The sequence below is a fragment of the Novosphingobium mathurense genome, from assembly GCF_900168325.1.
In the GTDB taxonomy this organism is placed as follows: Bacteria; Pseudomonadota; Alphaproteobacteria; order Sphingomonadales; family Sphingomonadaceae; genus Novosphingobium; species Novosphingobium mathurense.
Map to the genome: position 1 here is coordinate 646,954 of NZ_FVZE01000002.1, position 17,980 is coordinate 664,933.

A 17,980-nucleotide genomic window follows, 5' to 3' on the forward strand; every position below is an offset into this window, starting at 1 on the left:
CCTGCCCCCGGGTCGAGGGTTTTCCTTTGGAACTGCAGCGAGGATCGCAAGCGGCACTGGCAATTCGCTCGGCGCGCACCTAAAGCCCCTGACATGCTCAAGATTGCCACCTGGAACATCAATTCTGTCCGCCTTCGCATCGATCAGGTCGAGCGCTTCCTGACTGAACAGTCGCCCGATGTCCTGTGCCTGCAGGAGATCAAGGTTGCCGAGCACCTCTTCCCGCACGAGATGTTCGAGCGACTGGGCTATACCCATCGCGCGATCCACGGTCAGAAGGGCTACCATGGCGTTGCCACGGTCAGCCGCGTGCCGTTCGCGGAATACAGCCGCCACGACTGGCAGGACAACGGCGAGGCCCGCCACGTCGGCGTGGAACTGCAGGGGCAGGGCAAGGGCCTGATCCTCGAAAACGTCTACATTCCGGCGGGCGGCGACGTGGCCGACCGCGAGGTCAATCCCAAGTTCGGCCAGAAGCTGGACTTCCTCGCCCGCATGACGGCTTGGGCGGACAAGATCGATCGCCCGACGCTGATCGTGGGCGACTTCAACATCGCCCCGCTCGAATGCGACGTCTACGACCACAAGGCGCTGCTCAAGGTCGTCAGCCACACCCCGATCGAGGTGGAGACGCTGGGCCGCTTCCGGGATGCGCATGGCTGGGTCGACCTTGGCCGCAAGTTTATCCCGGCGCCGGAGCGCAACTATTCCTGGTGGTCCTACCGCAGCTACTGGCGCAACAAGGACCAGGGCCGCCGCCTCGATCACATGTGGGCCTCGCCGGACCTTGCCGGGCAGGCCACGGCGCACCGTTTCGTCGAGGAAACGCGCAAGTGGGAACAGCCCAGCGACCACGTGCCGCTGGTCACGGAGTTCGACCTCTGAGCGAGGCGGGTGCCTCGACCCCGGCGAGCGGGCCGCGCCGCGTTGCGCTGGCGCTCGATGCATTGCGGCACGGCTGGCCGATCAGGGTCGGCGGCGGGCCGGTGCTGCTGCCGGCCGAAACCGGTTTCGGCCCCGACGTCGCCGCGCCGCGCATGCTGATCTCGGCGGCACGCGCCGTCACGCTCAAGCTGGCCAACCAGCGCGAGGCAGCCGTGCCCGAGGCTCCGGTGATGATCCGCGCGGCCGAGCCTTTCGATCTCGAAACGGCCCGTGCGGTCTCCGACCCGGCGCTCGACCTCGTCCATCCGATGAAGGGGCCTTTCGCCGCCGAGCACATCGATGACATGGAAGTCGCGCGCGCTGCCATGGAACTCGCGCGCCTGGCCGGAATTCTTCCGGCCTTCCTCGTGGCGCCGACGATGGACGGAGATGTGCAGGACGTTTCGCCTGCCGATCTGGATGCATGGAAGGACACCGCGCGCCTTGCCGTCGCCTCGCGTGCGCGTTTGCCTGTCGCGGCCTGCGAGGATGCGGAGATCGTCGCGTTCCGTTCCTACGACGACTTGCGTGAGCATGTCGCGCTGGTGATCGGCGAACAGGACGGCGATCGCGCCCCGCTGGTGCGGCTGCATTCCGAGTGCCTGACCGGCGACATCCTCGGCAGCCTCAAGTGCGATTGCGGTCCGCAGCTGGACGCCGCGCTTCGGGCCATGGCCGAGGAAGCGCGGGCCGGGGGCTGGGGTGTGCTGCTCTACATGCGCCAGGAAGGGCGCGGGATCGGTCTGATCAACAAGCTGCGCGCCTATCGCCTGCAGGACCAGGGCTTCGACACGGTCGATGCCAACAATCGGCTGGGCCTGCCAACGGAGGCGCGGGACTTCCCGGTCGCCGCGCGCATGCTCGACCTGCTCGGCGTTCACGAGATCCGGCTGATGACGAACAACCCGGCCAAGGTCGAGGCGCTGGAGGCCGTGGGCGTATCGGTGGCCGAGCGCGTGCCGCACCGGCTTCCGCCCAACCCGCACAACGAACGCTATCTACAGACCAAGCGCGACCGTACCGGGCATATTCTCTGACAGCGCGTTCCGTATGGCGCGCGCGCCGCGATTGCGGCGTGACGAGCCATTCCGCGTCTCAGCAGACGAAGTGACCAGGTCGAAAGGTCGGCCGGGACGCGAGGTTGGGGGTTGGGGGGGAAGCCCCGCGCCCCGGCCTGCCGGGTCAGTGCGGCATCAGCAGGTATATCCCGCCGAACACGGCGAAGATCGCCGCCGCAAAGGCTCCGGCCTTCCAGATGTCGCGCTGGGTGAAGCGGTCGATCTGGGATTCGCGGAAGGCCCGGTATTGCTCGGCAACATCGGGGTTGCCGGCGATCAGGCCGAGATCGAGCGGCGTCGCGGCGCGCTCGAACCAGGTCTTGAGTTCATCGAACTCGGGGGCCGGTAGATCGGGGTAGCGCGTCAGCAGGCTGACGATGCGCGCACGCTCGTCAGCGCGGATCGCGCCGGTATCTTCGAATGACATGTGGAAGCATTCCTGAAATCGTTGGCGTCAGGCGCCATGACAGGCGCCGGTGCGTGCGAGTTCAGGCGGCGGGTGGTCCGCGCAGATCAGGTAGTCGGGCAGGATGCTGGCGCGGCGGGGGACCGCGGGCCTCGGGAAGCAGGCGCAGGCGCGGACCGGCGGCGACCGCCACCGGGCGCATGGCCATGGCAGGCGCAAGGCGCGTGATCGGCGGTGCCGGCAGTTCCTGTGTTGCCGCCGCTTCCGATTTGCGCGCAGTGACCAGCGCCACGTCGAGAGTCGCGGCGCTGAAGGCCGATCCGGAGACCCGTTCGAGCGGCGCGCGAATGGGTTCGGCCGCCTGCATGCCGATGGCGGCAAGCAGCAGCACCGCCCAGAGGCGCATGCGCAGGAAGAGACTCGGACCCGAAGTCATGGCTATCGGCTAAGGCTCATGACGCGCGCTGGCAACCCCGAGGTTGGTCGGTCAGCGGCGTTCGTAACGCTTGAGGCCGGGGCCCAGGACATTCCCGCTCAGCCGCAGGTTGTCCCCGGACCAGTCGGCAACGAAAGCGCTGTTGCGCTCGATTCCCGGGGCGAATCGGGCATTGTTGCCTTCGATCTCCAGCCCTTCCGAGCTGTGATTGCGATGTTCGGCTGCAACCGCAATGAAGGCGGAATAGTTTTCCTTGTCGCGACCCTGCACGAACCAGTTGTCGGCGATCTTGCCGGTCGCGCCGTCGGGCAGGTCGACCATGTAGTTGGTCCCGCGCCCGCGCGAATCGTCGAAGCTGCAATCGAGGATTGCAACGCGCTGGGCGCGGCTCTTGGCGTAATGTCCGCCCGCCCCTGCCTCGAAGCGGCTGCGGGTGACGATGAGCGCGCCGTAGTTGCCGACATAGATCGAATGGGCGCAACCGCCGCCGCCTTCGCACGTGCCCAGGCGCGTGAAGGTGGACTTGTCGATGACGATCGTGCCTTGGGGATTTTCGCCGGCCAGCAGCCCTTGCTCGCTGTCGCGGAACCAGCTCTGCGTTACCGAGAGATTGCCGCCTTCGAGGCGGATGCCGGAGCCATTCTTGTCGGCAACGCGGATATTGGCGAAAACCATGCCTTCGACGGCGGCGCTGCGCCCGCGCAGAACGAGCGCGGCCTTGTCCTCGCAGGCAACGCCATCGAGGACGGACTGACCGGGCACTTTCGCCTTGTAGGTGATCTCGCCCTGGGTCTGCACCGCGCAATCGGAAAAGCGCATCGAAGCGAACAGGATGGTGCCCTTGCCGTTGCCGATGGCGTCCACCGCGTCCTGCAGGCGGGTGTAGCTGCGGCCCGTTTCGGCCACGCTATAGGGCGCCGTCTGCCCCAGCGAGGGACCGGCGGGCAATGCCAAAGCGGCGAGGGCGGACGCGGCGGCGGCGAGTCGGGCGATCATGCGCATGGCCACTTGCTAGGGCGCGCCGGTTAAGATCGCGCAAACCGCCGAAAGCCGCAGTCGGACGGGCAATGGCGTGGCATATCCTTGGCCAGCTATCCGCAGTTGCTCCGATTGATGTTGAAAGTTGAGCGATTCGGTCTTAATAAGGGGTCTGCGGGCCGGGCCCCTCTGGCGCGGCGCATGCTGGTGTGGAACGCAATCGTTTCTGCCGGACAGGCGCCACGTGATGTCGGACCGCATCGGGTGAAACCGATGCAGGATCCGGAACGCTGATTGAGGAATCCCCAACGGTCCGGCTCTTCGGAACCTTGCATTGGCTCATCCGATCGAACCTACAACCTGTTCGATAGGGATATGACATGACCGAACGCATTTTCCGCCTGCTGGAGCGCCAACAGCGCCTCGATGCCCTGCTGCGCCTCGCACAAGGGCGGCGGTTTGCCGATCCGCACGAGATCGCGCTCCTCAAGAGAATGAAGACGCGGATAAGGGACAGGCTCAGCCGGCATTTGCCCCCCATTGCCGGGCGATTGAGCCTGTAATCCCAGCGCCGGCGCGTAGCCCCCCATTCACGCGCCGGCGCACCTTTTTCCTCAAGAGGACAGGCGCATTTTCATGGAATTCCTTTTTGCAAGCTGGCTGGGAACGCCGGCCTGGTTCTGGCTGGCCTTCGTGGCCATCGTTCTGCTGCTCACCGCTTTCGACCTCGGCTTCCTGCACAAGGAAGACCGGGAAATGGGCATTGCCGAGTCTTTAAGGCTGTCGGTCTTCTACATTGCCATCGCCATGGCCTTCGGCGGCTGGGTCTGGTTCCAGAAGGGGCCGTCCGCAGGCATGGAGTATTATACCGGCTACTTCATCGAGAAGGCCCTCTCGATCGATAACGTCTTCGTCATTTCGCTCGTCTTCGGCTTCTTTTCGATTGCGCCCAAATACCAGTACCGCGCGCTCCTGTGGGGTATCCTTGCGGTGATCGTCCTGCGCGGCCTGATGATCGCGGGCGGTGCGGCGATCCTCGCCTCTGCCTATTGGGTCATGTACATCTTCGCCGCCTTCCTGGTGTTCACCGGTGTGAAGATGTTCTTCACCGGAGAGCATGAGCCGGACATCGGCAAGAACCGGGTGGTACGGTGGATCTCCACGCACATGCGCGTGACTAAGGAGCACCACGCGGAGCACTTCTTCGTGAAGGTGCCCGATGCGGCAGGCAAGGTGGCATGGGCCGCGACGCCGCTGTTCCTGGCCCTTGTGGTCATCAACCTTGCCGACCTCGTCTTCGCGGTGGACTCGGTGCCGGCGATCTTCTCGATCACGACCGACACCTTTATCGTCTATACCTCGAACATCATGGCTATTCTGGGCCTGCGCGCGCTCTACTTCGCGCTGGCGGCGATGGTGCACCGCTTCCACTACCTGCAATATGCGCTGGCGGCCGTGCTGGTGTTCATCGGCGGCAAGATCTTCGTGTCCGACTTCCTGCTGGGCGGCGCCAAATTCCCGCCGCTCATCAGTCTGGGCGTCACGGTGGCGTTGATCGCGGGCGGTGTGGTCTGGTCCTTGTGGAAGACCCGGGGCGAGGAACAGACGGCCTAGGCGGCCTCGTCCAGTTCGGCGAGGATCGCCGCGTGACGGCGGCGGATCTCGTCGGCGTCCGGATCGGGAAGCATGGTGATTGCGAGGTCGGCAAGCATGCCGGCCTCGCGGACCAGCAGCCTGCGCCGGTGGGAACCCAGCACCTGCCGCGCGGCTGTCGCCAGGGCGTCCAGCGCGACAAGGGCCGTCAGGCGATTGCTGGCAACGGCATTGCGCGCGGCCACAAAGCCGCGCTGGAGGAAATGGGCGAAGTCGCTCGTCGGCGGGAAGACCGGGCAATCCGGATCGCCCCGGTTCCATTTCTCCATGTCCAGGCGCCGTCGCCCGATTTCGGCCGTGGCGGCGCCGAGCCAGTGAATCGCGGTGATGGCGGTGAAGGGATCGTTGATGCCGGGTGAAAGCGCGCGCAGGGCGATTTCCACCAGTTCGTCGATCGAGAACTCGAGGTCCTGCTCGGACGTGCGCGAGCCGCCGATGGCGAATGCCTCGCGCACCGAGCGGGCCAGGTGATCGGGCAACTGCCGTTCACCTGCCAGCACCAGCGGGACGCCGGGATAGACGAAGTCCCCGGGCCGCACCTTGAGGGCGAGGAGCAGTTCATGTTTGCGGGCCAGTTCCACCAGCGTCGTGAACTCGATCAGGCGCACGTATCCGCTTTCGCTTGCCGGAACCGGGGTACCCGAGGGCAGGGGGCGTACCGGCGGATCCCTGTCGCCGCATTCCTCAAAGCGCCCGTCGATCTCGCGCAGCAGCCGCTCGCCGATGTTCTGCAGCACGGTGTTGATGCGGATGCTCGCGGGGATGTGGTGGAGGAAATAGACCAGGACCGCCACCGCCACGATCATCATCGCGAAAGCGACCAGCAGCGAGAGCTGCGGCACGAAGCCGGCACTCGACATCGCTGCGGGCGGTACTGCGCCGACGGCAGCCTCGTCCTGCGAGCGCACGGCGCGCAGCACGGTGATAGCATAGTCGAACGTGCCGATGAACGTGGCGAGGCTGAGCTGGTTGCCCTTGTCTTCCATGAAATTGGTCAGCAGGCGTGGGCCGTATGTGCCGCTGGCATAGGCGACCGCCGCGATCGTGATCGAGAAGACGGTGGAGGCAACGCCGATCATAGAGCCGGACAGGACCGTCAGGATATTGTTGGCGCCTTCGGGGCGAGCCGGAATGATCCAGTTCGTCTCGCTGAGCCAGCGACTCGCGCCAATGCGGTCGAGGTGGACGAGGACGAGTGCCAGCAGCAGCCCGCCCAGTGCGAAAAGGGCGGGGTAGAACCAGTAGCTTGCCCGGACCGACAGCCAGTTTGAGCGCAGCGTTGCGAGCATCGTGAAGAACCCTCCGCAGGCAATAGAGCGTGAGCGCGCTGCCTGTTCCCTGTGCAGGCGCATGGACGGATGCAATTTTTGCCATGTACGGCGGGGCCTGTGCACCGCTAGGGCGCGACGATGGCCACCACCGATACATCTCCCATGCCACAGCACCGTCCCGGTCACGACTGGACGGCGCGGCACGTCGCGGCACTGCTGCTTGCCAATTGTGGGCTGGCGCTGGGGCCGTGGCTGGTCCGGCTTGCCGATACGGGGCCGGTCGCGGCAGGGTACTGGCGGCTGATGATTGCCATGCCCTTCGTGTTTCTGCTCAGCCTGCGTGAACCGGCCGTGCAGCGCCGGGTGGGTGGCATGGCCCTGTTGATCGTGCTGGGGGCGGGCGTGGCCTTCGCGCTGGACCTGGCCGCGTGGCACGTCGGCATCGTAAGGACCAAGCTGGGCAATGCCTCGCTGTTCGGCAACGGCGGCAGCGTGATCCTGATGGCCTGGGGCCTGATCGCGGCCCGGCGGCGTCCGCGCCTGCTGGAACTGGCGGCGATCACCTCGGCGTTGACCGGCGCCGGACTGCTGATGGGCGGCTCGCTGGAGATCAGCCACGCGAACTTCGTGGGCGACCTGTTCTGCCTGCTCGCGGGCTTCTTCTATGCCGTCTACATCCTGATGCTCAATTCGGTGCGCGGGCGGCTGGGGCAATATTCGCTGCTGTTCAATTCGATGTTCGCCAGCGTGCCGCTGATGCTGCTGATCGCGTGGCTGCTGGGCGAGCAGATCGTGCCGGGCAACTGGACGCCCCTGATCGCGCTCGCCTTTACCAGTCAGCTTATCGGGCAGGGCTTCCTCGTCTATTCGCTGCGCCACTTCCCGCCGCTGGTGATCGGCCTTGCGCTGCTGACCCAGCCCGCGATTTCCGCCACGATCGGCTGGCTCGCCTTCGGGGAATTGCTGACGCCGGTCGACGTGATCGGCATGGTCCTTCTTGCCGGGGCCCTTGCCATGGCCAAGGCGGGTGACCGCCCTGCAACCGAAAGGGCCTGATGCCGTGGCGCGCCTGATCCTCTTCAACAAGCCCTTCGATGTCCTCTCGCAGTTCACCGACCTGCGGTCGCCCACGCCGCGCGCAACATTGTCCGATTTCATCGACGTGCCCGGCGTCTATCCGGCGGGGCGGCTGGACCGCGACAGCGAAGGGCTGCTGCTGCTGACCGAAGATGGCCGCCTGCAGGCGCGCATTGCCGATCCGAAGTTCAAGCTGGCCAAGACCTACCTTGTGCAGGTCGAGGGTGAGCCGGACGAGGCAAGCCTCGAGCGTCTGCGCAAGGGCGTGACGCTCAAGGACGGCATGACCCGGCCGGCGCAAGTCGAACTGATCGACGAGCCCGACCTCTGGCCGCGCAATCCGCCCGTGCGGTTTCGCAAGACGGTACCCGATCGCTGGCTGCGCCTGACGATTCGCGAAGGTCGCAATCGCCAGGTGCGGCGGATGACGGCGACTGTCGGACATCCCACCTTGCGGCTGGTGCGCTGGCAGATCGGCGACTGGACGCTCGATGGTCTTGCTTCGGGGCAGTGGCGGGAAGTAACGGCCTGAATTTTTGCGAAGTATCGCAAAAGTTGCGATCCGGTCGCAACTCGCATGCGCTCAAGTTGGATTTACCTGTTCATTTCTCGCTGTCCAAGACGGGGACAGTGGATATTGCACTGTGGTAATTGACCTGCAGGATATTGTAATGCGTATCGAATGGGACAGGATGTTAAAATTGATCTCGACCCAGCGTTCGTGATCAAGGCCGAAGAACTGGCCGTTCTCAACTATCTCAGAGCCGATCATCCCAAGCCTCTGCTACTGGAATGGATCAATCGCGGCACCGATCAGAAGATGCAGCGCTCGAGTATCGAGATGCTCCTGCGGACATTGTCGCATGACGAAGTCTCGCCCAGCGTTGCGCGGCTGCATCATTCCTCGGGCCTGCGGGCCACTTTCGCCTCCAGTCAGGATCGCGATGAATTCGCTCAGGCATTCGCCCGCGCGCGGGCCGAGTTGGGGGTGGCCAAGCGCCATCTTGTCGCAGCACTTTTCGACCGCCGCCGCGATGCCGAGCGGGTCGTCGCCGATCTGCGGGATGCGGGAATTCCGGCAGATTCCATTTCCCTGCTGTGGCGCGCGGGTGAATTCGAAGATGAACCGGGCAGCCGGGTGCAGGGGCATTCGAAGCGCAGCGTGGCCGCGGCTGCTGCCGGCGGCGGTCTCGCGGGCGCGATGCTGGGCGTTGCCATCCTCACAATTCCGGGAGTCGGGCTGGTCGCCGCGGCCGGTGCCATTGCCGCAAGTTCGCTCTCGTCGGTCGCAGCCGTCAGCGCGATCATCGGCGCGACCGGCGGAGCCATGGCGCGCATGCTGACCGACCACGATGTCGACGGCCGGGAAGCGAACTACATCGAGCGACAGATCCGGCAGGGCAAGATCTTCGTCTCGATCGATACGCGCATCGCCGAGGGGCAGAAGGATCTCGCCCGCAAGATCATCCTGAGCAACGGGGGCAAGGCCACCGGATAGCCGACATCGGCCCGGTCGCGCAGTTATCCACGCGTTCATGTCTCGGCGATTCGAAGCCGGGTGGACGCTGCCCGGCTGCTTTGGCATTCGGGATGACCATGTGGCACATCTTCCAGTTTCCGCTCTGCCCCTTCAGCCGCAAGGTGAGGCTGCTCATGGCGGAAAAAGGCATTGCCTACGAACTGCAGTCAGCCCGCCCCTGGGAGAATGAAGACCGCCTCTTCGCGATGAACCCGGCTGGCCGCACGCCGGTGGTCAAGGAAACCGATCGCAACATCGTGCTCTCCGACAGCCGCGCCATCTGCGAGTACTTCGAAGAGACGGTCGACCGTAATCCGCTCATCAGCGGCACAGCGCAGCAGCGCGCGGAAATCCGGCGCCTGATCGCAATGTTCGACGAGTGCTTCTTCAACGACGTCTCCGGTCCGCTGTTGCACGAGCGGATGAAGAAACGCCTGGTGCTGCGCCAGTCGCCCGATGCCAAGATGCTGCGAGAGGCGATGAAGCTGGCGCACGACTATCTCGACTACATCGATTTCCTGATCGATCACCGGCCCTGGCTTGCCGGTTCGACGATGACGCTGGCCGACCTGACCGCTGCCGCGCAGATTTCCGTCGCCGATTATCTCGGCGGCATCGACTGGTCGAGCCACGAGCAGTCGCGCGGCTGGTATCTCGTGATGAAGTCGCGCCCGAGCTTCCGCCCGCTGCTCAGCGAGCGCATGGAAGTGATTCAGCCCCCAAGCCACTACGCCGAAGTGGATGCGTGATTCTCTGGCCTGACGGCCAGTGCGGCGCAGGCATTCGCCCGCGCCGCTAGCCAGTCACATCCGGGACAGGCTTATTCGACAATCACGCAGCCGATTTGGCGCCGAAGCGTCCGTGCTTGCGGAACTGGGTGGCCCAGCGGTCCAGGAACAGGCCGAGCGGGCGCGGGGATACGCCGAGTTCGGCGATGCCCGGCAGGTCGCCGCTGGCGACGCTTCCGGCCTTGAGCAGCTTGAACTGGTCGCTGGTGATCGGCGCGCCCGGCAGCCAGCCGGTGGCAGAGGCGATCAGCTCGGAAACCGAATCGGGCAGGGCGATGAAGCTGCGCGAGCGGCCTTCCGCCTTGGCGATGCGCTGGTTGAGTTCCAGCATGGTGATGACTTCGGGACCGGCGATCTCGTAAGTCTTGCCGCCATGCGCGCCGGGGTCGCCCAGGGCATTGGCGATGGCTTCGGCCGCGTCGTCCACGAACAGTGGTTGCAGCTTCGCTTCCGGTCCGAACACGGGCAGGGCAGGGAAGGCGCCGATCAGGCGGCCGAACATCATCACGAAGTTGTCGTCCGGGCCGAACAGCAGCGAGGGACGCAGGATCGTCGCGCCGGGGAATTCCGCGCGGACCGCTTCCTCGCCTTCGGCCTTGGTGCGGGCATAGTCGACGTCCGAATCGGCATTGCCGCCGATGGCCGAGATGTGGACGAATGCCGATGCGCCGGCGGCTTTGGCTGCAGCGGCGATTGCGCCGGCGCCCTTGCCCTGCAGTGCATCGAGATTGCCGGAGAAGGCGCCGACGAGATTCACCACCGCATCCGAGCCGGCCAGCACGGCAGCCAGCGAATCGGGCTTGGTTACATCGACGCGGGCGAACTGCACCTGGCCGAGGTTGCCGAGCGGCTTGATCGCATAGGCCTTTTGCGGATTGCGGCTGGCAATGCGCAGGCGCGCTCCGCGGCTCAGCAGTTCCTGGGCGAGGTGACGGCCGACAAATCCGCTGCCGCCAAGGACGGTCACGATCTTACCGGCAAGAGAATCGGTGGGGCGTTGGCTCATGGTCAGGTTTTTCGTCCTTCGAATACCGCGCGGGAAACTGGGAGAGCCCGCGTCGCTACGCATGATTTTTGCCATTGGCATAAGCCCCACGCCGGAGCAACCGGCCAAACGCTCTTGTTTGTCCGGCCATTCGCGCAGGAAGTGAAAAACAAATCACATTTCCTGAGCGAAGGGCGTTGACAAGCTCCCGGCCAGCCCGTAGTGGCGCGCTCCTACCTAGCGGGGATCGCAATGCGGCACCCCGCCCGTGCCCAGATGGCGGAATTGGTAGACGCACCGTCTTCAGGTGGCGGCGCTCGCAAGGGCGTGGAGGTTCGAGTCCTCTTCTGGGCACCATTTCCCTGAGAAATCATTGAGTAGCGTGAGCGGGCTTCGGCCCGCTCTTCGCTTTCGCGTGGGCATGAAAAAAGGCGCCGGCCACTTGGACCGGCGCCTTCTGGAACCCGAATTCGGGCTTGTCTTACTTGCGGGCGTCGAGGCTCAGGCGGCCGCCGCCCAGGGCAGCGACGTTGAGGAGGCCGCCGGCGATGGCGATGTTCTTGAAGAAGTTCAGGAACTGCATCTGGTCGCCCAGCTGGTTGTGGAAGATCAGCGCGGTCACGATCGAGAAGACGGCCAGGAGTAGCGCCACGGCGCGGGTGCGGTAGCCGACGATCAGGGCGATGCTGCCGACGACTTCGACAAGGATCGCGCCGACCAGGCCAAGCGTCGGGAAGGGCAGGCCGACCGAGGCGATGTAGCCGATCGTGCCGGCAGGATCGGTGATCTTCGAAATGCCGGCCAGGATGAAGATGACGGCGATGGCGATGCGGCCGACGAGGGCGAGGACATCGGTGCTGGAGGAAGCGGGGCGGGTAGCGGTTTCGATTGCATGTGCAGCCATGGGAATTCTCCGAGATTTTCGTAGCGAGCCCCTGTGGCTCGTTGTGAGTCCGTATTTATGGCGAAACGGATGTCCGAAGAATTGGGATAAAACCGATCCAGATGTTCGGCTTTTTCGAATATCGTGGCAGCCACCAAGACTATTCGAACCGGGCGCGGTTCAGTCGGAGACGTCGGACCAGCCGTGGATCTCGGTCATGACGAAAGGCACGGGGTTGCCCATCTTGTCCCGTGCGGGCCTGAACCGGAAGCGTTCGGTGATGGTGCGGCAGGTGTGGTCGTCGAGTTCGGGTCGTCCGCTCGATAGGAGAATGCGGCACTGGCTGGCGCGGCCATCCACGCCGATGCGGTAGCGCAAGGTCAGCTCGGCCCCCTCGCGCGATTTCCTGAGGTCTCGCGGGAGGTCGGCGAAGTGGAGCTTGCCGCTGATCTGCCGGGGAAGCTGTGCCGGACGACGATAGCCGTCGCCGCTGCCATATCCCTCTCCCGCGGTTCCGCTCCCCGATCCCGTGCCGCTGCCGCCCGCGCCTTGGCCGGGGCCGCTGCTATTCGATGCACCCGTGTTTGCGGTGTTGCCGCTGTCGGGCTGGGTCGCGGTAACGGTCGGGAGCGGCTCTGCAAGAGGTGGCCGGCGCGATTGCGCGGACACCATGGGGCTGGCCTTCCCGCCGTGATCGGGCGGTGAAGCTGAGCCCTCGGCCATCTGTGCAGGGGTGGGGACAGGCGTGGGGACAGGCGTGGGCGAGGGGCTGGGCATTTTCGCGGGCCTGGGCCGCTCTGGCAGTTCACGGGTCGGAAGTACGGTTTGTAGCGCGGCAGGCAAGGAGGGCAGGGGCAGCCTGATGGCAAGGCCGGTCACGAGCGCTGCCAACCCTCCGGCCACGATCGCGGCAGAGGCCAGTGCGGCGACCGTTCGCTCTCGTCGCGGCGCGTGCATGGAAGCCTTCCTGATCTGCTCCTTTACCTGGGGGAACGAGGCAGCCCCCCAAAGAGTTTCGTTTTCCGGTACGGCAACCATGACAGTCGCGCCCTTCAAGTTGTCGATGCGATGAACCGTTGTTGACTGTCAGGAACCAAGCGCTTCTCGGTCCGTTGAACAAGTCAATCAGGCAATTATCGGAGACGGAAAAATGACCTTGATCCTTATTCTACTTGTCGGCGGTGTAATTGGCTGGCTGGCAAGCATTCTCATGCGCACCGATGCGCAGCAGGGCATTCTGCTCAATATTGTCGTCGGTATTATCGGTTCGCTGATCGCCGGCTTCATCATTACGCCGTTGATCGGCGGAGCGCCGATCACCAGTGGCTCGTTCGATCTTCTTTCACTCTTTGTTTCGTTCCTGGGTGCGGTCGTTCTCCTGGCGATCGTCAACCTCTTCCGTCGCGGTTCGGTCCGCTAAGAAGCAGTCCTTTACGAAGAGCGGCGCGCTCCGGGATCGGCCCGGGGCGCGCCGGCGCGTTTGTCCGGCCATCGGCACGCAAAGTCCGAAAAGTTCGGCGGAAAAGTGAAAATGTCACCATTTCCTGCTTGAATTACAGGGCTTGAGACCAGACATAACCCTGCGATTCCATCGGCGTCCCCGGCCTCTGTCCGCGTGGATGTCTTCACCAAGCAATCGAAAACCGGAACAGGAAAAATTGCCATGACCATTGCCCTCATGCCGCTGCCTTACGCACAGGATGCGCTCGAGCCGCACATCTCAGCCAAGACTCTCGAGATTCATCATGGCGCCCACCACAAGACTTACGTCGACAAGCTCAATGCCGCCATCGAGGGCACCGACAATGCCGGCAAGTCGGTTGAAGAGATCACCAAGTCGGCTTCGGGCCCGCTCTTCAACAATGCCGCCCAGGTCTACAACCATGGCTTCTACTGGCACTCGCTGAGCCCCGAGAAGACCGAACCAAGCGAAAGCCTCGCTGCCGCCATCAAGAACGACTTCGGTTCGATGGACGCACTGCTCGAGGCGCTGACCAACGAAGCGGTCAACCACTTCGCTTCGGGCTGGGCATGGCTGGTCGTCGACGGCGGCAAGCTCAAGGTCATCTCGACCCATGACGCTGCGACCGCGATCACCTCGGACGTGAACCCGCTGCTCACCATCGACGTGTGGGAGCACGCCTACTACATCGACCAGATGAACAAGCGCCCGGCTTACGTGAAGGCGGTGCTTGAGAACCTCATCAACTGGAAGTTCGCGTCGGACAACTTCGATCGCGGCACGGCCTGGGCCTACCCGGCCTGAGGCCGGTCATCGCACCTGCTGCGCCCTGTGCGGCAGGCGCGATGCCAGCACGAAAAGAAGAAAGCCACCCTCGCCGGGGGTGGCTTTCTTTTTGTCTGCAAGCGACGGGGCGGGCATCGCCCGGCGATCAGCCGGATCGACGGGCCCGGGGTTCGGCCGTCATCTCCGGCTCGCCATCGAGCATGCGTGCCAGATCCGCGCGCGCGCGCGCGACGCGACTTTTCATCGTGCCGATCGGGCAGCCCGCAATCTCGGCAGCTTCTTCGTAGCTGAAGCCCGAGGCACCGATCAGCAGTACGGCTTCGCGCCGTTCGGGGGCAAGCTTCTGCAGGGCGTCTTCCATGTCCGAAAGATGCAGGGGGGCTTCCTGGTCGGCATCCATCACCAGCATGCGCTCTGCCGCCCCTTCGTCGAGGTCGGTGCTTCGTTTGGAGCGGCGCAGTTCCGAGAGGTAGTGATTGCGCAGGATCGCGAAGGTCCAGGCGCGCATGTTCGTGCCGGGCGTATAGCGTTCGCGGGCCGTCCATGCCTTGATCGCCGCTTCCTGCACAAGGTCGTCGGCAAAGTCCGGCCGCCCGGAAAGGCCGCGGGCGAAAGCGCGAAGGTGGGGAAGGACGGAAAGCAATTCCAGGCGGAACGCTTCGTCGGCGGCGGTGTGCTCTGTCCGGTCAGGCATCGCCGCCGCCGTCGAGCTTCTTGAGGAGATCCTTGAAGCTGTCCGGAAGCGGTTCGTCCACCACGGAGTTATAAAGCTTCCTCAGCCCACCGGCCCATCCGGGTTCATCCCCCCGTCCGGAAGCCGGCGGCATCGCGGGAATTGCTCCCGGTTCGCCTTTACCTTTGGGCTGATTCAACACTAACTCCTTTACACTGTGACTTTTGGCGGAATTGTGCGGGGCCGGTCAAGGCCGAGGTCGCTGTCGCGATCGGCCTGTCCCGGACCGACACCAAATGGCGCCGAAGTCTGCGCAATTTACTTCGTCACCAGTGGAACCATTGACGGCGCGTGTGGTTCCCCCGAATGAGACAGAGTCGAATTAGTGTTGCGGGATAGCGCGTCGGGTCGCGTTGACGCGTTTTCAAAGGGCCGGGAATTGCGGGGTGATTGACCAGGCTTTGCTGGACAGGGTGAAGAAGCAGGCGTGGTTTCACAAGTTTCCGCGTGGCTGGCCTTTCCTGCTGTTCCTGATTGCCAGCATCACCACTGCCGTGTCCGTCATGGCGATAGAACGGGCCGATCGGCTGACCCGGCAGGTCGAACTCGACCGCAACCTGACGGAGATATCGTCGGCCCTGCAGCGCCGCGTAACCGAGAACATGGCGCTGCTGCGCGCCGGAGCCGCGCTTTTCGCGTCGCAGGATCAGGTTGACCCCGAACAGTTCAAGGAATTTGCCGAGGACCTGCAGGGCAACGGCAGCCTTTATGGCTCGCTGGGCATGGGCTGGGCGCCGCTCGTCCCGGTCGACAACCTGGCTTATCTCGAGGTCGCCCAGCAGGACAAGGGACGGCTGGACTTCATGGTCCGCCCGCGTCCGCAACCGGGGCAGGAGTATTCCACCCCTATCGTCTACCTCGAACCGATGTCGCGCGTGAACCGTACTGCGATCGCCTTCGACATGTTCTCCGATCCGGTTCGCAGGGCCGCGATGGAGAAGGCGATAAAGCTGGGTAAGCCGGTGGCCTCGGGCAAGGTCCATCTCGTGCAGGACAAGGGCGATCCCGATGCCGCGGGCTTCCTGATCTACATGCCGGTTATCATCAAGCAGCGGCAAGGCCGCGGCGTGAAAGGCTTCGTCTACAGTCCGTTCCGGGCCGATACCTTTCTGTCTTCCGCCAGCGAACTTTACCGCAACGATCGCATCGAAGTGGCGATCTACGATGACCATGTGGCACCGGAAACCCTGCTGGCCGACAGGCGGGCCGAAGGTACGAGCGGGCCGACGATGGAACGGCGCATCGATGTCGGCAGCCATTCGTGGGTGGTGCAGGTCAGCGACAAGCAGGCGGGCCTGCTCTCGCCGCTGTCACGCATAACCCTGTTTTTCGGTGCATTGGCTTCGCTGATGGTCATGGCGATCGGCCGCTTCATCACCAAGCGCGCGGCAGAGGACCGCCGGGTGCTCGAATGGCTGACCAGCCAGGCATCGATCCGCGATTCCCTGACGCGCGAGCTCAACCACCGGGTGAAGAACACGCTGGCAAACGTATTGTCGATTGCGGCGCTCACTCGCCGCCGCTCGAGCGACATCGACGATTTCACCGAGAGCCTGACGGCGCGGATACGCGCGCTTTCGGCCACGCATGACCTGCTTTCCCGTTCGGACTGGAGCAACGCCGCGCTGGAGGACATCGTGCGCTCCGAACTCGCCCCCTACATGGAAGGCAACGAGAACCACGTCGAATTGGCCGGGCCGGACATCAAGCTGGCCCCGAACGATGCCATGTCGCTGGGGCTGGCGATCCACGAACTGGCGACCAACGCGGCCAAGTACGGCGCACTGAGCACGCCGAACGGGCGCATCCACATCGACTGGAAGCTGATCTCGCCCCAGCTCGTGGAGCTGTTCTGGCGCGAGGAGGGCGGTCCCCCGGTCGAAGCGCCGACCAAGCGTGGCTTCGGTCGCGACCTGATCGAGAAGATCGTGGCCCACGAGCTCAAGTCCCAAGTGGATCTCAAGTTCAACCCGGGCGGCGTCGAATGCACGCTCAAGGTTCCGGTGCGTGCGTCACGCGAATTCGCCCTGCGCTCCCAGCAGCAGGGCTGATCCGAGGCGGGCGGCGCCGTTCAACGCACTCCATGCAAAAGAAAACCCCTCCTGCGATGAGGAGGGGTTGTTCTTGTCGTCCTTACGTTTTGGCGGCGGGCGTCAGGCCAGCGGCTTGCTTGAACCGAAGAAGAGGGCCTGGCTGATCGCAGCGCGCACGGTCGCTTCCTGGAAAGGCTTGGTGACCAGATAGGTCGGTTCGGGCCTTTCGCCGGTCAGCAGGCGTTCGGGGTAGGCGGTAATGAAGATCACCGGCACATCGGCGAACTTGAGCAGATCCTCGACCGCTTCGATGCCCGAGCTGCCGTCCGCGAGCTGGATGTCGGCGAGGACGAGACCGGCCGGATGACGTTCGAAGATATCGACGGCCTGGGAATGGGTGGCTGCGGTTCCGACAACCTTGTGGCCCAGTTCGGACACGAGACCCTCGAGTTGCATCGAGATGAGCGGTTCGTCTTCGATGATCAGGACTTCGGTGGCGCTTTCGGCATCGATTTCGGCAATCGCCTGGTCGACGAGGACGTCCACGTCGACGGGTGTGACGCCCAGGATGCTGGCAGTATCATCGCGCGAGAAATCCTCGACCGTCGTCAGCAGCAGCGCCTGGCGGTGCGTCGGCGCGATGCGGGCGAGGCGGGTGTGGGCCGCCAGCTCGTGGCGTTCCCCGCTGCCGCCAAACCCCTGGTCCTCGACGTGTCCGGTCGACCAGATGCGGGTGAAGGCACCATAGAGGGCAGCGCGGCTTGCCGCGATTTCGTCGCGCAGGGCATTGTCGGCCAGTGCGGCTTCCAGCGTCGCGCGTACGTAAGTGTCGCCTGACTGCTGCGACCCGGTCAGCGCACGTGCATAGCGGCGCAGGTAGGGAAGGTTGGTGGCAATCTGGTCTGAGACGGACATTCGCATACCTCGGCAATGGGAAACTCTTTCCCGTGTGGTGCAAGAATAGATCTTTGACGCCTTCTTGACTGGT

General features: G+C 64.4%; 21 protein-coding genes and 1 tRNA gene. 12 read left to right on the forward strand and 10 right to left on the reverse strand.

Annotation, left to right across the window (positions count from 1 at the left end; translation table 11 throughout):
* The first annotated feature begins 93 nt into the window (after nt 1-93).
* The gene (gene xth / locus B5483_RS09895; protein WP_054945944.1) at nt 94-885 is read left to right on the forward strand and encodes an exodeoxyribonuclease III; all 792 of its coding nucleotides are present in this window, start codon (nt 94-96) and stop codon (nt 883-885) included.
* Nucleotides 882-1,961, forward strand: coding sequence for a GTP cyclohydrolase II (gene ribA, locus B5483_RS09900; protein WP_054946019.1), 1,080 nt, complete (start codon nt 882-884; stop codon nt 1,959-1,961). Before xth ends, ribA begins: the two co-directional genes overlap by 4 nt.
* A gap of 145 nt (nt 1,962-2,106) precedes the next feature.
* Here ribA and B5483_RS09905 read toward each other — a convergent pair whose 3' ends face one another.
* The 3 genes from B5483_RS09905 to B5483_RS09915 form a co-directional block, all read right to left on the reverse strand.
* Nucleotides 2,107-2,409, reverse strand: a complete 303-nt coding sequence (locus B5483_RS09905; protein WP_054945945.1) for a hypothetical protein — start codon at nt 2,407-2,409, stop codon at nt 2,107-2,109.
* 61 nt (nt 2,410-2,470) lie between these two features.
* Nucleotides 2,471-2,824, reverse strand: coding sequence for a hypothetical protein (locus B5483_RS09910; RefSeq protein WP_054945946.1), 354 nt, complete (start codon nt 2,822-2,824; stop codon nt 2,471-2,473).
* A gap of 51 nt (nt 2,825-2,875) precedes the next feature.
* Complete coding sequence (locus B5483_RS09915) at nt 2,876-3,826, reverse strand: hypothetical protein (RefSeq protein WP_079730199.1); 951 nt, start codon at nt 3,824-3,826, stop codon at nt 2,876-2,878.
* Between the two features lie 356 nt (nt 3,827-4,182).
* On the opposite strand from B5483_RS09915, the gene B5483_RS09920 reads away from it, so the two are divergent.
* Both B5483_RS09920 and B5483_RS09925 read left to right on the forward strand, forming a co-directional pair.
* On the forward strand, nt 4,183-4,365 hold the full coding sequence (locus B5483_RS09920; RefSeq protein WP_054945948.1) for a hypothetical protein: 183 nt from the start codon (nt 4,183-4,185) through the stop codon (nt 4,363-4,365).
* Nucleotides 4,366-4,438: 73 nt separating this feature from the next.
* Nucleotides 4,439-5,416 (forward strand): TerC family protein, encoded by a 978-nt coding sequence (locus B5483_RS09925; protein ID WP_079730200.1) that lies wholly within the window; start codon nt 4,439-4,441, stop codon nt 5,414-5,416.
* On the opposite strand, the gene B5483_RS09930 is transcribed toward B5483_RS09925, so the two are convergent.
* Nucleotides 5,413-6,744: a DUF2254 domain-containing protein gene (locus B5483_RS09930; RefSeq protein ID WP_079730201.1), complete on the reverse strand. Its 1,332-nt coding sequence runs from the start codon at nt 6,742-6,744 to the stop codon at nt 5,413-5,415. The genes B5483_RS09925 and B5483_RS09930 overlap by 4 nt on opposite strands.
* A gap of 120 nt (nt 6,745-6,864) precedes the next feature.
* Between B5483_RS09930 and B5483_RS09935 the strand changes: the two genes are divergently transcribed.
* The 4 genes from B5483_RS09935 (at nt 6,865) to B5483_RS09950 (ending at nt 10,071) form a co-directional block, all read left to right on the forward strand.
* Nucleotides 6,865-7,782, forward strand: a complete 918-nt coding sequence (locus B5483_RS09935; protein WP_054945950.1) for a DMT family transporter — start codon at nt 6,865-6,867, stop codon at nt 7,780-7,782.
* Between the two features lie 4 nt (nt 7,783-7,786).
* On the forward strand, nt 7,787-8,335 hold the full coding sequence (locus B5483_RS09940; RefSeq protein WP_079730373.1) for a pseudouridine synthase: 549 nt from the start codon (nt 7,787-7,789) through the stop codon (nt 8,333-8,335).
* Between the two features lie 189 nt (nt 8,336-8,524).
* A complete protein-coding gene (locus B5483_RS09945) occupies nt 8,525-9,301 on the forward strand; it encodes a hypothetical protein (RefSeq protein ID WP_245828916.1) in 777 nt (258 codons plus the stop codon).
* A gap of 98 nt (nt 9,302-9,399) precedes the next feature.
* Nucleotides 9,400-10,071, forward strand: a complete 672-nt coding sequence (locus B5483_RS09950) for a glutathione S-transferase family protein (RefSeq protein WP_054946022.1) — start codon at nt 9,400-9,402, stop codon at nt 10,069-10,071.
* A gap of 82 nt (nt 10,072-10,153) precedes the next feature.
* Here the strand turns inward: B5483_RS09950 and B5483_RS09955 are convergent, their stop codons facing one another.
* Nucleotides 10,154-11,116, reverse strand: coding sequence for a complex I NDUFA9 subunit family protein (locus B5483_RS09955; RefSeq protein WP_176167995.1), 963 nt, complete (start codon nt 11,114-11,116; stop codon nt 10,154-10,156).
* A 249-nt stretch (nt 11,117-11,365) separates the two neighbouring features.
* Here B5483_RS09955 and B5483_RS09960 point away from each other — a divergent pair.
* Nucleotides 11,366-11,452, forward strand: a tRNA-Leu gene (locus B5483_RS09960).
* A gap of 124 nt (nt 11,453-11,576) precedes the next feature.
* On the opposite strand, the gene B5483_RS09965 is transcribed toward B5483_RS09960, so the two are convergent.
* Together B5483_RS09965 and B5483_RS09970 are read right to left on the reverse strand one after the other, a co-directional pair.
* On the reverse strand, nt 11,577-11,999 hold the full coding sequence (locus B5483_RS09965; RefSeq protein ID WP_079730202.1) for a DoxX family protein: 423 nt from the start codon (nt 11,997-11,999) through the stop codon (nt 11,577-11,579).
* Nucleotides 12,000-12,158: 159 nt separating this feature from the next.
* The gene (locus tag B5483_RS09970) at nt 12,159-12,935 is read right to left on the reverse strand and encodes an energy transducer TonB (RefSeq protein ID WP_079730374.1); all 777 of its coding nucleotides are present in this window, start codon (nt 12,933-12,935) and stop codon (nt 12,159-12,161) included.
* A 193-nt stretch (nt 12,936-13,128) separates the two neighbouring features.
* Between B5483_RS09970 and B5483_RS09975 the strand changes: the two genes are divergently transcribed.
* Both B5483_RS09975 and B5483_RS09980 read left to right on the forward strand, forming a co-directional pair.
* On the forward strand, nt 13,129-13,398 hold the full coding sequence (locus tag B5483_RS09975) for a GlsB/YeaQ/YmgE family stress response membrane protein (RefSeq protein WP_007013501.1): 270 nt from the start codon (nt 13,129-13,131) through the stop codon (nt 13,396-13,398).
* Nucleotides 13,399-13,641: 243 nt separating this feature from the next.
* Nucleotides 13,642-14,244, forward strand: coding sequence for a superoxide dismutase (locus tag B5483_RS09980; protein WP_054945970.1), 603 nt, complete (start codon nt 13,642-13,644; stop codon nt 14,242-14,244).
* A 127-nt stretch (nt 14,245-14,371) separates the two neighbouring features.
* Here B5483_RS09980 and B5483_RS09985 read toward each other — a convergent pair whose 3' ends face one another.
* Complete coding sequence (locus B5483_RS09985) at nt 14,372-14,920, reverse strand: sigma-70 family RNA polymerase sigma factor (RefSeq protein WP_054945971.1); 549 nt, start codon at nt 14,918-14,920, stop codon at nt 14,372-14,374.
* Nucleotides 14,913-15,098 (reverse strand): NepR family anti-sigma factor, encoded by a 186-nt coding sequence (locus B5483_RS22825; protein ID WP_139383950.1) that lies wholly within the window; start codon nt 15,096-15,098, stop codon nt 14,913-14,915. The genes B5483_RS09985 and B5483_RS22825 overlap by 8 nt, the downstream gene beginning before the upstream one ends.
* A gap of 247 nt (nt 15,099-15,345) precedes the next feature.
* Between B5483_RS22825 and B5483_RS09990 the strand changes: the two genes are divergently transcribed.
* Complete coding sequence (locus tag B5483_RS09990; RefSeq protein ID WP_079730203.1) at nt 15,346-17,010, forward strand: CHASE domain-containing protein; 1,665 nt, start codon at nt 15,346-15,348, stop codon at nt 17,008-17,010.
* Between the two features lie 102 nt (nt 17,011-17,112).
* On the opposite strand, the gene B5483_RS09995 is transcribed toward B5483_RS09990, so the two are convergent.
* Nucleotides 17,113-17,907 (reverse strand): response regulator, encoded by a 795-nt coding sequence (locus tag B5483_RS09995; protein ID WP_079730204.1) that lies wholly within the window; start codon nt 17,905-17,907, stop codon nt 17,113-17,115.
* Between the last annotated feature and the right edge of the window lie 73 nt (nt 17,908-17,980).

Coding starts and splice junctions, on each gene's coding strand:
- xth (WP_054945944.1), top strand. CDS start 94: ATGCTCAAGATTGCCACCTGGAACATCAATTCTGTCCGCCTTCGCATC.
- B5483_RS09905 (WP_054945945.1), bottom strand. CDS start 2,409: ATGTCATTCGAAGATACCGGCGCGATCCGCGCTGACGAGCGTGCGCGC.
- B5483_RS09910 (WP_054945946.1), bottom strand. CDS start 2,824: ATGACTTCGGGTCCGAGTCTCTTCCTGCGCATGCGCCTCTGGGCGGTG.
- B5483_RS09915 (WP_079730199.1), bottom strand. CDS start 3,826: ATGCGCATGATCGCCCGACTCGCCGCCGCCGCGTCCGCCCTCGCCGCT.
- B5483_RS09920 (WP_054945948.1), top strand. CDS start 4,183: ATGACCGAACGCATTTTCCGCCTGCTGGAGCGCCAACAGCGCCTCGAT.
- B5483_RS09925 (WP_079730200.1), top strand. CDS start 4,439: ATGGAATTCCTTTTTGCAAGCTGGCTGGGAACGCCGGCCTGGTTCTGG.
- B5483_RS09930 (WP_079730201.1), bottom strand. CDS start 6,744: ATGCTCGCAACGCTGCGCTCAAACTGGCTGTCGGTCCGGGCAAGCTAC.
- B5483_RS09935 (WP_054945950.1), top strand. CDS start 6,865: ATGGCCACCACCGATACATCTCCCATGCCACAGCACCGTCCCGGTCAC.
- B5483_RS09950 (WP_054946022.1), top strand. CDS start 9,400: ATGTGGCACATCTTCCAGTTTCCGCTCTGCCCCTTCAGCCGCAAGGTG.
- B5483_RS09955 (WP_176167995.1), bottom strand. CDS start 11,116: ATGAGCCAACGCCCCACCGATTCTCTTGCCGGTAAGATCGTGACCGTC.
- B5483_RS09965 (WP_079730202.1), bottom strand. CDS start 11,999: ATGGCTGCACATGCAATCGAAACCGCTACCCGCCCCGCTTCCTCCAGC.
- B5483_RS09970 (WP_079730374.1), bottom strand. CDS start 12,935: ATGCACGCGCCGCGACGAGAGCGAACGGTCGCCGCACTGGCCTCTGCC.
- B5483_RS09975 (WP_007013501.1), top strand. CDS start 13,129: ATGACCTTGATCCTTATTCTACTTGTCGGCGGTGTAATTGGCTGGCTG.
- B5483_RS09980 (WP_054945970.1), top strand. CDS start 13,642: ATGACCATTGCCCTCATGCCGCTGCCTTACGCACAGGATGCGCTCGAG.
- B5483_RS09985 (WP_054945971.1), bottom strand. CDS start 14,920: ATGCCTGACCGGACAGAGCACACCGCCGCCGACGAAGCGTTCCGCCTG.
- B5483_RS09995 (WP_079730204.1), bottom strand. CDS start 17,907: ATGTCCGTCTCAGACCAGATTGCCACCAACCTTCCCTACCTGCGCCGC.